General features: G+C 30.8%; 11 protein-coding genes. 8 read left to right on the top strand and 3 right to left on the bottom strand.

Annotated features, from left to right (window positions below; all coding sequences use genetic code 11):
- The first annotated feature begins 366 nt into the window (after positions 1-366).
- The 6 genes from T483_RS0100525 to T483_RS0100500 are packed head-to-tail and all read left to right on the top strand — an operon-like array spanning position 367 to position 9013.
- Positions 367-1266, top strand: coding sequence for a carbohydrate ABC transporter permease (locus T483_RS0100525; RefSeq protein WP_026885045.1), 900 nt, complete (start codon positions 367-369; stop codon positions 1264-1266).
- Positions 1267-1271: 5 nt separating this feature from the next.
- Positions 1272-2114 carry a carbohydrate ABC transporter permease gene (locus T483_RS0100520; protein WP_026885044.1) on the top strand — a complete coding sequence of 281 codons (843 nt, stop codon included), beginning with the start codon at positions 1272-1274 and terminating at the stop codon, positions 2112-2114.
- 60 nt (positions 2115-2174) lie between these two features.
- Complete coding sequence (locus tag T483_RS0100515) at positions 2175-3944, top strand: cache domain-containing sensor histidine kinase (protein WP_026885043.1); 1770 nt, start codon at positions 2175-2177, stop codon at positions 3942-3944.
- The gene (locus T483_RS0100510; protein WP_026885042.1) at positions 3944-5539 is read left to right on the top strand and encodes a response regulator transcription factor; all 1596 of its coding nucleotides are present in this window, start codon (positions 3944-3946) and stop codon (positions 5537-5539) included. The genes T483_RS0100515 and T483_RS0100510 overlap by 1 nt, the downstream gene beginning before the upstream one ends.
- On the top strand, positions 5502-6827 hold the full coding sequence (locus T483_RS0100505; protein WP_026885041.1) for a glycoside hydrolase family 30 protein: 1326 nt from the start codon (positions 5502-5504) through the stop codon (positions 6825-6827). Before T483_RS0100510 ends, T483_RS0100505 begins: the two co-directional genes overlap by 38 nt.
- A 56-nt stretch (positions 6828-6883) precedes the next feature.
- Entirely contained in the window at positions 6884-9013 is a 2130-nt protein-coding gene (locus T483_RS0100500) for a glycoside hydrolase family 3 C-terminal domain-containing protein (RefSeq protein ID WP_026885040.1), read from the top strand.
- Positions 9014-9086: 73 nt separating this feature from the next.
- On the opposite strand, the gene T483_RS0100495 is transcribed toward T483_RS0100500, so the two are convergent.
- Genes T483_RS0100495 through T483_RS0100485 form a run of 3 tightly spaced genes read right to left on the bottom strand, consistent with a single transcriptional unit; the run spans position 9087 to position 11821 of the window.
- Positions 9087-9872 carry an SGNH/GDSL hydrolase family protein gene (locus tag T483_RS0100495; RefSeq protein ID WP_026885039.1) on the bottom strand — a complete coding sequence of 262 codons (786 nt, stop codon included), beginning with the start codon at positions 9870-9872 and terminating at the stop codon, positions 9087-9089.
- Between the two features lie 16 nt (positions 9873-9888).
- On the bottom strand, positions 9889-10893 hold the full coding sequence (locus T483_RS0100490) for an ABC transporter permease (RefSeq protein WP_026885038.1): 1005 nt from the start codon (positions 10891-10893) through the stop codon (positions 9889-9891).
- 13 nt (positions 10894-10906) lie between these two features.
- The gene (locus T483_RS0100485) at positions 10907-11821 is read right to left on the bottom strand and encodes an ABC transporter ATP-binding protein (protein WP_026885037.1); all 915 of its coding nucleotides are present in this window, start codon (positions 11819-11821) and stop codon (positions 10907-10909) included.
- Positions 11822-12297: 476 nt separating this feature from the next.
- Here T483_RS0100485 and T483_RS0100480 point away from each other — a divergent pair, with 476 nt between their 5' ends.
- Entirely contained in the window at positions 12298-13659 is a 1362-nt protein-coding gene (locus T483_RS0100480; RefSeq protein ID WP_026885036.1) for a 6-phospho-beta-glucosidase, read from the top strand.
- A gap of 29 nt (positions 13660-13688) precedes the next feature.
- Positions 13689-13832, top strand: coding sequence for a hypothetical protein (locus T483_RS30845; protein WP_155268440.1), 144 nt, complete (start codon positions 13689-13691; stop codon positions 13830-13832).

Below are 13832 nucleotides of genomic sequence, written 5' to 3'. Positions count from 1 at the left end.
TATTACAGATATCCAACTTTAAAATTAGATTTATATTGTGACTTGCCGAAATCATAAATATTTTGATTCCGAAAAACTATGAAAATATTGCTGAAGGTTCTATAAGCAGCAGGTTGTATCCACTTTAGCATGATCCAACTTTCAGTTTGACAAGCTAAAATGGAACAACCTACAGCTAAGAACCTTTAACAGCTCATTTTCAAATGTTTTTTCCACAAATATATTTATGATTTCTGAAAAAGAGTATATATACGATATAACAGGAATTTAAATATGTTTATATTATAAGTGAAATACAGAAGTTGAATTTATGCGGTGGAATTAATTTTGTAACAGCTCAATAATTATATAAAGGAGAGAGAAAAAGTGCAATCACAAACTAATAGTTTAGCTAAAAGACGTGCCGCGTCAACAAGAAATGCAGCAATTATATTTCTTGTGCCAGCATTTTTATTCTTAATAATATATATAGCATATCCAATTGTCTACTCTTTTAATTTAAGTTGCTATAATTGGAATGGATTTGCATCAAATAAGGCATTTGTAGGGTTAAATAATTGGAAAGAACTTATTGCCGATCAGGTTTTTAGAAAAGCATTTCTAAATAACATTATTATTATGGTTCTATCTATAATTGTTCAATTACCTATAGGTCTTGCTCTTGCAACATTTTTAGATTTTGGTGGAAAAAAATTTAATATATTTAAAGTAATTTGGTTTATACCAATGCTAATGTCATCTGTTGCAATTGGTTATTTATTTAAGTATGCATTAGATGCAAATTCGGGTATAGTATCAGGAATATCAAAATTACTTGGTGGGCATTCAGTAGATTTATTAGGTAACCCTAAGACAGCATTATTAACCATCACAATAGCTATTTGTTGGCAATTTATTCCTTTCTATATGGTGTATTTTTTAGCTGCGTATAGTGGAATACCATCAGATCTATATGAAGCAGCAATAATTGATGGAGCCAAAAAAAGTCAGTATTTCTGGAAAATAGCACTTCCACTTATGAAACCAGCTATTAAAAGTGCAATTGTATTATCAATGGTTGGATCATTAAAATATTTTGATCTTATATATGTTATGACAGGTGGAGGACCAGGTAACGCATCAGAGCTCATGGCAACTTATATGTATAAGAATGCGTTTTTATCCCAAAGAATGGGATACGGTTCAGCAATTGCTTCAGGAATGTTTATTCTTATAACAATAATATCATTAATCACAATTAAAGCATTAAATAGAAAGGAAGATTGACTATTATGAAGCAGAATTTATTAATAAAAAAATTATCTATAAAAGCTATCGTTGGAATACTCGCAATAGCTTGGCTTTTAATTACAATGGTTCCTTTTATATTTATGTTACTAGCAGGGTTTAAACAGCAATTTGAAATGCTTATGGGAAGTGTATTCGATTTACCTAAAAGTTTATATTTAAAGAATTTTATTGACGTATTTAAAGGGAACATATTTATTTACTTTAAAAATAGTATCTTAGTACTTATAGTGTCGCTAGTAATTTTATTATTCTTGAGTGCATGTGCATCTTATCCATTATCGAGATTCAAGTTTAAGTTAAATAAGCCAATATATGCTATAATAGTAGCATGTATGTCAGTGCCAGTTCACGTAACATTACTTCCAATATTTCTGATGACTACTAAGATGGGTTTGTATGATAGTCCTTGGGCATTAATAGGTCCATATGTGGCTTTTAACTTACCAATCTCAGTATTTATATTAGTTACATTTATGCAGGCAATTCCTAGAGAATTAGAAGAAGCAGCTGAGATAGATGGGTGCAATAAATATAAAATTTTTTCAAATGTTATGCTTCCATTAGTGAAGCCAGGGTTAGCAACTTTAGCAATTTATAATGGTGTTGCTATATGGAATGAATTCAGTTTTGCATTAGTTTTAACTCAAACATTACCTAATAGAACATTACCACTTGCTATTTGGGAATATCAAGGTCAATATACAATGAATGTTCCAATGATTATGTCAGTATTAACTATTTCTATGTTACCAATGATCATAGCATTTATTTTTGGACAAGATAAATTAATAAAGGGTATGATGGCAGGAGCTGTCAAAGGTTAATAATATACTTATGGTAGGTATTAACTCTTATATATAAGAATTACAAAAAGGGATACAGGTATGTATAAGGAATTGAGAAAAGTTATAAATAAGCTATCTAAAATGAAATTTAATCAGAAGATTACTACCTTTTTTATATTGGCAGTCTTAATTACTAATAGTTTTGTAATTTTTGCTGTTTATCAATTAGCAGGAAAGCAAATTACTGAAAAATCCAGTGGATTAGTGCAAGGACAGTTCGAAACAATAACGGATATTTTAAATATAACATTAAAAAATATTATTGAGACATCGAATATGATCACAGGAGACAGTAGAGTTAAAGAATTTTTAATGAATAATAGGCTGACTTCAAAGAATTATAACAAAGATACAAGTGATGCATATTCGTCAGTAAGATATCTCTTGAATACAAACAGTTATATAGATTATATTGGATTGGTGAAATTTGATGGCCCAGAGTTAATCTATGTTGGAGAGTCTTGGACAAGCAGCGATTTCAGGACTCAAACTTTAAAAGATTATCAAGATGCTGTAGGCACAAAGTTTGGTAACTGTAAGATAAGCATGAAGAAAAAAGTATTTTATCCAGATCAGTATGTACTGAATATATATCAACCGATCAATGATAAATACAATTTTAATAAATATACTGGATTTTTAGTAATAGGAATTGGAGAAAAAAGTATAAAAGAATTTTACTCAAATTTGGATAAAGGATTAAAAGTACAAACATATTTAACAGATAAAGATGGGGTTATTATATCTAATGAGGATAAATCTCTGATTGGAACAGAAAGTCCTTATAAAAGCGTATTGCAAGGAAAAAGTGGCCAACAAAAAGTTGAAGATAAGATGGTTATTTATGAGAAGCTTGATAATTGGGACTGGTATATGGTAGGAGAGATACCAACAAGATCAATGCTAAAGGATACCAATGCAGTAATAATTTTAATAATAGCTTTAGTAATAGGTGCTGGAGTATTAATTAGTATAGCTTGCTATAAATTAAGCAATAACTTATATAAGCCAATGGATGATATTGCAAGAAAGATGAGAGAGGTTTCTATGGGAAATCTCGAAGTTAGAATGGAAAATGATTACGATGGTAAAGATTTTAGGCAACTAGCAAGTGGCTTTAATATCATGATTGAAGAAATTAATATACTTATGTATAGGATAAAGAAGGAACAGTCTGAGATTAAGCAAATTGAATTAAACAGACTGCAATCTCAAATTAAACCACATTTTTTATACAACACACTAGAGTGTATACATTGGCAGGCTTTATCGGATGGAAATAAAGATGTATCAAAAATGGTAAAAGCGTTAGCTAATTATTATAGATTATGTCTAAGTAGAGGGAAAGATGTTATTCCTATTTCGCAAGAACTAGAAAATGTAGAAAATTATTTGATCATACAAAATATGAGATATAGTGGCATTGCTGAGTGTGAAATAAATGTAGATGAGAATTTTAAAAATGTATTAATACCTAAACTTACACTTCAGCCTTTAATAGAGAATTCTATTTATCATGGAATAAGAGTTAAAGATGGGTATAAAGGTAAAATATTAGTTACCGCAAGAGAAATAAATAATAAGATAGTTATATCAGTTGCTGATAACGGGATTGGAATGAGACAAGAACAAATTGATGAAATAAATAGCTCTATTTCAATATTTGATGAAAAGACAGGATATGGCTTAAGAAATGTTCATAAGCGAATAGAAATATTGTTCGGTAGTGGTTATGGATTATACTACAAGAAAAATGAACATGATGGAACTACGGTAGATATTATATTACCTAAAGGAGAGAATAATTAATGTATAAAGCTATAGTTGTAGATGATGAGGAAATGATTCGAAAAGGAATATGTAGTGTGATTCCTTGGGAAAAACTCAAAATAGATACTGTTAAAATGGCATCCTCAGGAATTGAAGCTTTAAGGATAATGGAAGAAGAAGCATTTGATATTATGATTACAGATATATGTATGACTGAAATGAATGGGTTATCTTTGGTAGAAAAAATAAATTATTTGAATCCTAAACTAAAAATTATTGTTTTAACAGGATATGATAATTTTGAATATGCTCAAAAATGCTGCAAGATGCAAGTGGAGGACTATCTCTTAAAACCAGTAGATGAGATAGAACTAGAGAATGCTATCGGAAGATTGATAGAAGATTTAGAGCATGAAAAAACTTTAAGTCATGAACAGAAGATAAATAGCAGGATACAAGGTGTAACAGAACAATTTAAGCTTGAACAAATTATGCAAAATTTACTTTATGAACGGGTAAAGACAAGCGAAATTAAAAAAGTATTGAGAGAGTATTCCTACGATAAGGAAGAAATGCTTCAAATTGCTTTGGTATGTCCAATTATAGATGATAATTTAGCTTGGAAACAACATTTTGAATTATTAAATTTATCTATTAAAAATAGTTGTATTGAATTATTTGATTCTAAGAAACAAGGGGTTACATTTGAGGACAAGAATAAAAACATAGTGATTGCTATATTTATAAGAGAAGAATTAGAAGAAGTAACATTAAGAATACAGCATTTAATTGAGTATTTGAAAAATGAGTATGAGATTAATCCTAAAGTAATTCTTGGAAGCGTTGTAGGAGGATTTAATAAGATCAATATTTCATATAACGACGCATGTGTTTTATTAAATAATAAGAGCACATATGGGAAAATAATAACGAAAGAACCTAGAGAAATGCGTTTGACTTTATTTAACGAGAGAGTTCAGGAATTTAAGAAGAATATGATAGATAATATAGATGACCTTGAGAAAGTAATGAGTATTTATGAAGTTTATTCAGAGGCTATAGAGTTTTATAATTTATCAACATCATTAGTTAAGAAAACATGTTTTGATATTGGAGGAGGAATATATTTTTCCTATGCCATGGAAAAAGGAGATATATCAGATAATAAATTAAATTCTTTATTAATTTCATTAAAAAATTGTAGTAGAAGTGATGCGTTGAGAATTACACGAGATTTCATAATACAAATACTTCAGACTGATATCGGAGAAAGCCATGAAATTATAAGAAAAGCAAAACAATATATCAATGATCATTTAAATGAAGACATTTCAGTATATAGTATAGCGGAAATGCTTTATTTAACTCCAACCTATTTTTCAAAGCTGTTTAAACATAGTACAGGAGAAGGTTGTAATAACTACATCATACGTAAACGAATACAGAAGGCTAAATCCCTCTTAGAAACAACTAGTATGAAAACAGGTAAAATAGCAACTTTAGTGGGATATAAGGATACAAATTATTTCTCTTTAGCTTTTAAAAAACAGACAGGAATGTCACCAACTGAATTTAGAGAAAAAGGAGGAAGTTATAATGAGGAAGGCAACTTTGATTTCAACAACAAGGACTGATAGCTTAGTAAGTAGTACTATAGATATTAGTAAAGATAAATCATACCATACATTAGAGTTAAATGGAGAATCTTATCAAACTATTGATGGATTTGGTGGATGTTTTAATGAGTTAGGATATATAGCATTAAAAAAGATTCCAAATGATAAGAAAGAAGAGGTGCTTAGAAATCTATTTGATCCAGAGGAATGTAATTTTACTTATTGTAGATTGCCAATTGGAGCAAATGATTATGCAGAAAGCTGGTACAGTCTAAATGAAACTAAGGGCGATTATGAAATGAAGAATTTTAGCATTGAAAGAGACAAAGAATGCTTGATTCCATACATTAAAGAAGCAGAAAAATATAGTGGGGAGCTTAATTTATTTGCTTCTCCATGGAGCCCGCCAACTTGGATGAAGTTCCCGGAAGTATACAATTTCGGAACATTAATATGGGAGGAGAAAAATCTAAAAGCATATGCTCTTTACTTTAAGAAATTTATTGAAGAATACCAAAAAGAGGGTATTAAAATTAATCAGGTACACATACAAAATGAACCTATAGCAGATCAGAAGTTTCCATCATGTGTTTGGTCAGGAAAACAATTACGTGATTTTATAAAAGAATACATCGGGCCATTATTTGAAGAGAATAAACTTGATACTGAGATATGGCTTGGAACATTAAATTCTCCTTATGATGATTATGGAGATGAAAATTGGCAATTTGGTCAATATAATAATTTTGCTAATACTGTACTAAGTGATAAAGATGCAAAAAGACATATAAAGGGCGTTGGATATCAATGGGGAGGAAAGCATGCTTTGCTGCAGACAAGAATTGCTTATCCAGAAATGAAATTGATACAGACAGAAAATGAATGTGGAGAAGGAAAAAATAGCTGGGAATATGCTGAATATGTATTCAATTTAATGTGGACATACTTTATAAATGGAGTAAGCGCCTATACCTATTGGAATATGGCACTTGAAGAAGAGGGAATAAGCACTTGGGGATGGAAACAAAATTCGCTTATTACGGTGACAAAAGATAATGATGTTAAATATAATCCAGAGTATTATCTAATGAGACATTTTTCAAAATATATAAAACAAGGAGCAACAATGAAAGGTCTAAAAGGGGACTTTGCAGGAAATGCTCTGGCTTTTGAGAATCCGGATGGAAGTGTTGTATTAGAATTATTAAATCCATTTGATGAATTACAAGAAGTCACATTTAGTGTTAATGGTGAAGATTATAGCTTTAATATTCAGCCTCATTCTTTTAATACATTGGTTGTTTAGTCTTATAATTAAAAAAGTTAGAATAAATATTATGATTATTTTAGGAGATGTGTAATATGGTCGAAGAAAAAAGAATTACTCATGAATATGCGTTAGAAAAAGCAAAAGAATTAGTAGGGAAAATGACGCTAGAAGAAAAAGCAGAACAATTAACTTATAAATCATCAGCTGTAAAAAGATTAAATATACCTAGATATAATTGGTGGAATGAGGGATTGCATGGAGTAGCGAGAGCAGGCACAGCAACAGTATTTCCACAAGCCATAGGATTAGCTGCTATGTTTGATGATGAATTATTGAATGACATTGCAAAAGTTATCTCAACAGAAGGCAGAGCAAAGTATAATGAAAACAGCAAAAAAGATGATAGAGACATATATAAGGGAATAACTTTTTGGTCACCAAATGTTAATATTTTTAGAGATCCTAGATGGGGTCGTGGTCATGAAACCTATGGTGAAGATCCATATTTAACATCTAGATTAGGAGTGGCCTTTGTAAAAGGACTACAAGGAGAAGGCAAATATTTAAAAGCGGCAGCATGTGCAAAACATTTTGCAGTTCATAGCGGACCAGAAGGATTAAGGCATGAATTTGATGCAGTTGTAAGTAAAAAGGATTTATATGAGACTTACCTACCTGCTTTTGAAGCTTGTGTCAAAGAAGGTGATGTAGAGGCAGTAATGGGGGCGTATAACCGTACAAATGGTGAACCTTGCTGCGGAAGTAAAACTTTATTAAGAGATATATTAAGAGGAAAATGGAACTTTAGAGGTCATGTAGTATCCGATTGTTGGGCAATTGCTGATTTTCATTTGCATCATAGAGTGACAAGCACTGCAACAGAATCAGCGGCATTAGCTATGAAAAATGGATGTGATCTAAATTGTGGCAATGTGTATCTTCAATTATTGCTTGCCTATAAAGAGGGATTAGTAACAGAAGAAGATATAACAACAGCAGCAGAAAGATTAATGGCAACAAGAATAAGATTGGGAATGTTTGATGAAGAGTGTGAATATAACAAAATACCATATGAGTTGAATGATTGTAAAGAACATAATGAATTATCATTAAAAGCAGCTAGAAATTCAATGGTTCTATTAAAGAATAATGGAATATTACCATTAAATAAAAATAACTTAAAATCAATTGCTGTTATTGGCCCTAATGCTGATAGCCAGATCATGCTTAAAGGCAATTATTCAGGAACTGCATCTAGATATATAACTGTGCTAGAGGGAATACATGAAGCCGTAGGAGAAGATGTAAGAGTATATTATTCCGAAGGTTGTCATTTATTTAGAGACAGAGTTGAAGAATTAGCAGAACCTAATGACAGATTAAAAGAAGCAATATCAATAGCAGAAAGATCAGATGTTGCAATTCTATGCCTTGGACTAGATTCTACAATTGAAGGTGAGCAAGGAGATGCAGGTAATAGTGAAGGAGCTGGTGATAAAGCAAGCTTAAATTTACCAGGAAGACAGCAAGAATTATTAGAGAAAATAATAGAAACAGGTACACCTGTTATATTAGTTATTGGCGCAGGAAGTGCATTGACATTTAATAATGTAGAGGATAAGTGTTCAGCTATATTAGATGCTTGGTATCCTGGAAGTAGAGGTGGCAGAGCGGTGGCTGACTTAATATTTGGAAAGTATTCACCAAGTGGAAAATTACCTATTACATTTTATAGAAATACTAAGGATTTACCAGAATTTATAGATTATTCAATGAAAGATAGGACATATCGCTATATGTCTTGTGAAAGCTTATATCCATTTGGTTATGGATTAACTTATTCCACTGTAAAATTATCAGAATTGCATGTACCAGATGTAGAAAGTGATTTCGATGATGTAGAGGTAAGCGTAAAGATAACTAACACAGGAAATTTTGACATAGAAGAAGTTGTACAATGTTATATAAAAGATCTTGAATCTAAACATGCTGTTAGGAATCATAGTCTAGCAGGATTTAAACGTGTTGGGTTGAAAATGGGGGAAAGCAAGATTGTAAAAATGAAAATCAAGAAATCATCATTTGAAGTGGTTAATGATGATGGAGAAAGGATATTAGATAGTAAAAGGTTCAAATTATTTGTTGGTATATCACAACCAGATAGTAGAAGCATTCAGCTTGTTGGAATATCTCCTTTAGAAGTTGATATCAAGCTAGAATAAATTTTTATATTATATTATGAAGCTGCTCTAGTCAGAAAGTATTTATCAGACTAGGCAGCTTTATTATAGTATATTATTTATAATTTTTTAAAGATTCAATTATTCTGTTAGAAATAGCTTGATAACCGGTGCTATTTGGATGAAAATTATCAGCAGCTAGATAATCTTGTAAGTTGTATTTGAAAAGATCATATGTTGGAATAAAAATCGCATTTGAATCTAATGATAAAAGTTGCTGACTTTGATAGTTCCATTCATTTAATATGCTTACCTTATCAGATGTAAGATCTTTTCCGAATGGGTTATATAAGCCAATAAAAACGACCATAGATGATGGATTATTGGTTCTTATTATATTAAAAATAGATTTTAGATTAGCTAAATAGGTATCTTGAATATCTTTTATCTTAGTTGTGGAGGAGCTTATATCTGTATTTTTAAGTTTACTTATTTCATTTCCACCTATAGATATAAATATCATGTTTGATCCTTTAATGTCAGCTAAGGTTTGTGACTCTTGAACTACATTTAAAAGCCCGTTAGATACATCCCCGTTTATGGAAAGATTATTTATTTTAATCTCCTTTGAAACTTTAGTTTTCCAGTATTCTGAAAAATAGCCTGAAAAGCCAAGTCCCTTTTCATCTCCAGTTCCTTTAGCAAGGGAGTCACCAAGAACTAATATGCTGTAATAATTTTGATCTAATTCTTCACTTTTAGGTTGTTCAGATTCCTTATCTGATATCTCTTTAGGAGGGCGAGAACTTATTGATAATGCTGATATAAATCCTGTAACTAAGGTTATGGTAGAAACTATGGATAGCAATAAAATAAATTTCCACTTTATATTTTTAAACATTTTAAATCCCTCCTTTTTAAACTAATACATCTTGTTTTAAAAATACAATAAAACTAACAATAAATGCACCTATAGCCCAAGCTAGAAGTACTAAAGTGCTAAAACTTAATGACATTCCACTTATTGGAGTATATGATCCTGTAAGATACTGAGGTAAGTTTAGATTGATGGCAAAAAAGTACTTTATTGAAGGCCAATCATTTAGAAACAATCTAAGAAAACCTCCCCCAACTAATGTAGCCATCATTATACCTATGGAAGTAGCTGTATTTCTTACTAAAACTGAAATCATAAATGAAATTGTACCGATAACAATTGATACAAACCATCCAAGAGAGTATACGAGAATTAAATATTGCAATTCGGTTACTTTGATTACATTGGAAACATCTAAGGTTCCGGAAGCAGAGCTAAAACCTGTAGCTACAGGCTCGTTAAATCCCCAGTTATTAAAAAATAAATCAGAAATTAAAATTGAAAATAGAGCCATCTCTAGAATTACTATAGAAAACATGATTAGAAGTGCTATATATTTACTAAGTAATATCTTCCATCGAGGAACAGCTCTTGTTAGCAGTACTTTTATAGTTTTAGCAGAAAATTCTCCACATACGCTATCCCCAGCCAATAGAATTATTAGTAAAGGTAGTAATACTGATATGGACTGTTCCATTAGCTTAACTGAAAATTTTGCAGCACTTGGAGTAATTGGATTTATGTTGTTATCTAAATAATACTGGTTTTGCTGAATTTGAATATTAATTGAGGGCTTACTTTCGTCAGGGGTATCAGGTCTATTAAGCCTATTTTTTAGGTCCTGAATTTGTTGTTTTTGCAATGACTGCCAAGGGATATCGCCACTTTGAGTAGTTGTCTTTAAATACTTATTCAAAGTGTTTTGATATTGATAATTTTGGCCGTATGCAAAAAGTGAAACTAAAATTAGGATTATAGCACTAATAAGTAGGAGTTTTCGCTTATATAATATTTTATTAACTTCATTTTTAACTAATACTAGCAATATATACACCTCCTTAACTAACAATAGAGTTACTTTCTGTAAGTGATAAAAACAGATCCTCCAAAGTTTTCTGATTTATACTTACGAACTTTATTGCTATTTCTTCTTCGATAAACGAAGAATTAATTTTTTCAATTTTTGATACATCAACTTTTGCTATTATCGTATTGTTTATTAGTGAACTATCAATATTCCACTTGTCTTTTAATATTTTAATTCCCTTTGAATTATCACTTAGAACAAAGGAAACTTCTTTATCACTTATAAGTTCAGAGACTGAAGCGTATTTTAGTAAAGTACCACTTTTTATTATTGCAACAGTATCACACATTAATTCAACCTCAGATATCAAATGGCTAGAAACGAGAACAGCAATATTTTCTTTTTTAGCAAGATCTTTAATAATATGTCTAAACTCATTTATTCCTGAAGGATCAAGTCCATTTGTAGGCTCATCTAATATAAGAAGCTTTGGCTTATGAATAAGAGCTTGCGCAAGTCCTAACCTTTGTTTCATTCCCAAAGAATAAGTAGACACTTTCTCATTTATTCTATTCTGCATTCCTACAAGTTCAATTACTCTTGTTATATCTTCATTAGTAACATTTTTATTCATAGAAGCAAGCATCTTCAAATTTTCTAAACCACTTAAATAATTATACATATCTGGACCTTCTATAATACATCCAACTTTAGACATAGCCTTAACATAATCCTTAGTAATTGAATAGCCATCGATTAAAATTTTTCCACTAGTAGGGGAAGAAAGGCCGACAATCATTCTTAAAGTGGTAGACTTTCCGGCACCATTTGGACCAAGAAAACCCAAAACCTCACCTTCATTAATTGAAAAGGTAATGCCTTTAACAATTTCTTTATTTTTTATAGATTTATGAACATTATCTAATAACAATATTTGCTTTGCCATAGTACACCTTCTTTTTATAATTATTTTAAGATTGATTAAAGTATGGAAGATATAGTAATCTATTAAAAATTCGATTCAAATCAGTTTCCTTTGGAAAAGAATTCATGGTGAGAATAAATTCATTATAACTCTTATTATCTATTAATTTTATGTTTTATATTAAATATTACTGAAATTTGTTTAGGTATAATATTCCCATCATTTTGCTTATTGATTCCTAGTAAGTAGTTAGACTAGCTATATTATGAAACAAACTGTTTTATAAAAAAACAAATAACTAAATAGTAGCATGTGTCACTAAATCCGAAAAAATAAGGTATTTTATTTTTGGGTGTGATATCTTTTAGGTAAAGGATTACTTATATGTATTTTATAAAAAAGTAGCTCTTGTATTTTATATCCAAGGAATTTTCAGATTAGGAAAATATCCTAAATTTAAAATTTGCCTGAGGCGAGATTAAGGGAGGAAATAATTAATGAAAAAAGAAAAAATCAAAATAGTTACTATTGGTGGAGGATCAAGTTACACTCCTGAATTAATTGAAGGGTTTATAAAAAGGAAAGATGAACTGCCTATTAAAGAAATATGGCTTGTAGATATTGAAGATGGAAAAGAGAAGTTAGAAATAGTTGGAGCAATGGCTCAAAGAATGGTTAAGGCAGCAGGGTTGGATTGGAAAGTTAATTTAACTTTAGATAGGAGAGAGGCCCTTAAGGATGCGGATTTTGTGTCAACTCAATTTAGAGTAGGACTTTTAGATGCAAGAATAAAGGATGAAAGAATTCCTTTAAGCCATGGAATAATTGGACAAGAGACTAACGGTGCTGGTGGTATGTTTAAAGCATTTAGAACAATTCCAGTAATATTAGACATAATAGACGATATGAGAGAGTTATGCCCTAATGCATGGCTTGTTAACTTCACAAATCCATCAGGAATGGTGACTGAAGCAGCTATAAAATATGGCGGATGGGACAGAACTGTTGGACTATGTAATGTTCCAATCAACTGTATAGAAGATGATGCAAAGATGCTTGGAGTTCCTTCAAGTGAATTATTCTTTAAGTTTGCAGGGTTAAACCACTTTCACTGGCATAGAGTATGGGATAAAGAAGGAAATGAAAGAACTGCAGAAGTAATTGAAAAATTGTATAACCCATTATTAGCAGAAGAAAAGAAAGATGCAGGAGTTGCCAATATTAAAGATATCAAGTTTAATTATGAGCAAATTAAAGACTTGGGAATATTGCCTTGTCCTTATCACAGATATTATTATATTACAGATGATATGTTGAAAGAGGAACTTGAAAGTTACTCAAAAGGTGAAACTAGAGCGGAGGTTGTAAAAAGAACAGAGGCAGAATTGTTTGAACTATATAAAGATCCAAAGCTTGACTATAAACCAGAACAATTAACTAAGAGAGGTGGAACTCACTACAGTGATGCTGCTTGTGAATTAATTGCTTCAATCTACAATAATAAGAGAACAACTATGGTAGTTAGCACAAAGAATAATGGCGCATTAGAGGATCTTCCATATGACTCTATCGTAGAAGTTTCAAGTACAATCACGTCTCATGGACCAGAACCTATTAACTTTGGAAAGTTTGATCCAGCGCCAAGAGGTATGGTTCAAATAATGAAGGGAATGGAAGAAACAACAATTTCAGCAGCGGTTACAGGAAACTACAACAAAGCTCTTCATGCATTTACAATAAATCCATTAGTTCCAAGTGGACAAATTGCTAAAGATTTATTAGATGAAATGTTACTTGCACATAAAAAACACTTACCACAATTTGCTGAAAGAATAGAAAAACTAGAGAAAAATAAGTAGTAAACTTTGCAAAATCAGGAGAACAAAGAATGTTGAATAATAAATTTCAAGGATTGCTAAATGATTTCTTATATGGAGGAGCAATAACTGCGAACCAATTAGAAGGTGGATATCTAGAATTAGAAGGCGGAACCTATTATCCAAGTCATCAAGCAATAGATTGTTATTATTAG

This window comes from Clostridium beijerinckii HUN142, assembly GCF_000621745.1.
Lineage (GTDB): Bacteria > Bacillota > Clostridia > Clostridiales > Clostridiaceae > Clostridium > Clostridium beijerinckii_A.
The sequence above is the reverse complement of the archived record's forward strand: the minus strand, read 5'-3'. Positions and strand labels throughout refer to the sequence as shown.

What these genes read in the sequence shown, in the direction of transcription:
- T483_RS0100520 (WP_026885044.1), top strand. Translation starts at nt 1,272, where the DNA reads ATGAAGCAGAATTTATTAATAAAAAAATTATCTATAAAAGCTATCGTT.
- T483_RS0100515 (WP_026885043.1), top strand. Translation starts at nt 2,175, where the DNA reads ATGTATAAGGAATTGAGAAAAGTTATAAATAAGCTATCTAAAATGAAA.
- T483_RS0100510 (WP_026885042.1), top strand. Translation starts at nt 3,944, where the DNA reads ATGTATAAAGCTATAGTTGTAGATGATGAGGAAATGATTCGAAAAGGA.
- T483_RS0100505 (WP_026885041.1), top strand. Translation starts at nt 5,502, where the DNA reads ATGAGGAAGGCAACTTTGATTTCAACAACAAGGACTGATAGCTTAGTA.
- T483_RS0100500 (WP_026885040.1), top strand. Translation starts at nt 6,884, where the DNA reads ATGGTCGAAGAAAAAAGAATTACTCATGAATATGCGTTAGAAAAAGCA.
- T483_RS0100495 (WP_026885039.1), bottom strand. Translation starts at nt 9,872, where the DNA reads ATGTTTAAAAATATAAAGTGGAAATTTATTTTATTGCTATCCATAGTT.
- T483_RS0100485 (WP_026885037.1), bottom strand. Translation starts at nt 11,821, where the DNA reads ATGGCAAAGCAAATATTGTTATTAGATAATGTTCATAAATCTATAAAA.
- T483_RS0100480 (WP_026885036.1), top strand. Translation starts at nt 12,298, where the DNA reads ATGAAAAAAGAAAAAATCAAAATAGTTACTATTGGTGGAGGATCAAGT.
- T483_RS30845 (WP_155268440.1), top strand. Translation starts at nt 13,689, where the DNA reads ATGTTGAATAATAAATTTCAAGGATTGCTAAATGATTTCTTATATGGA.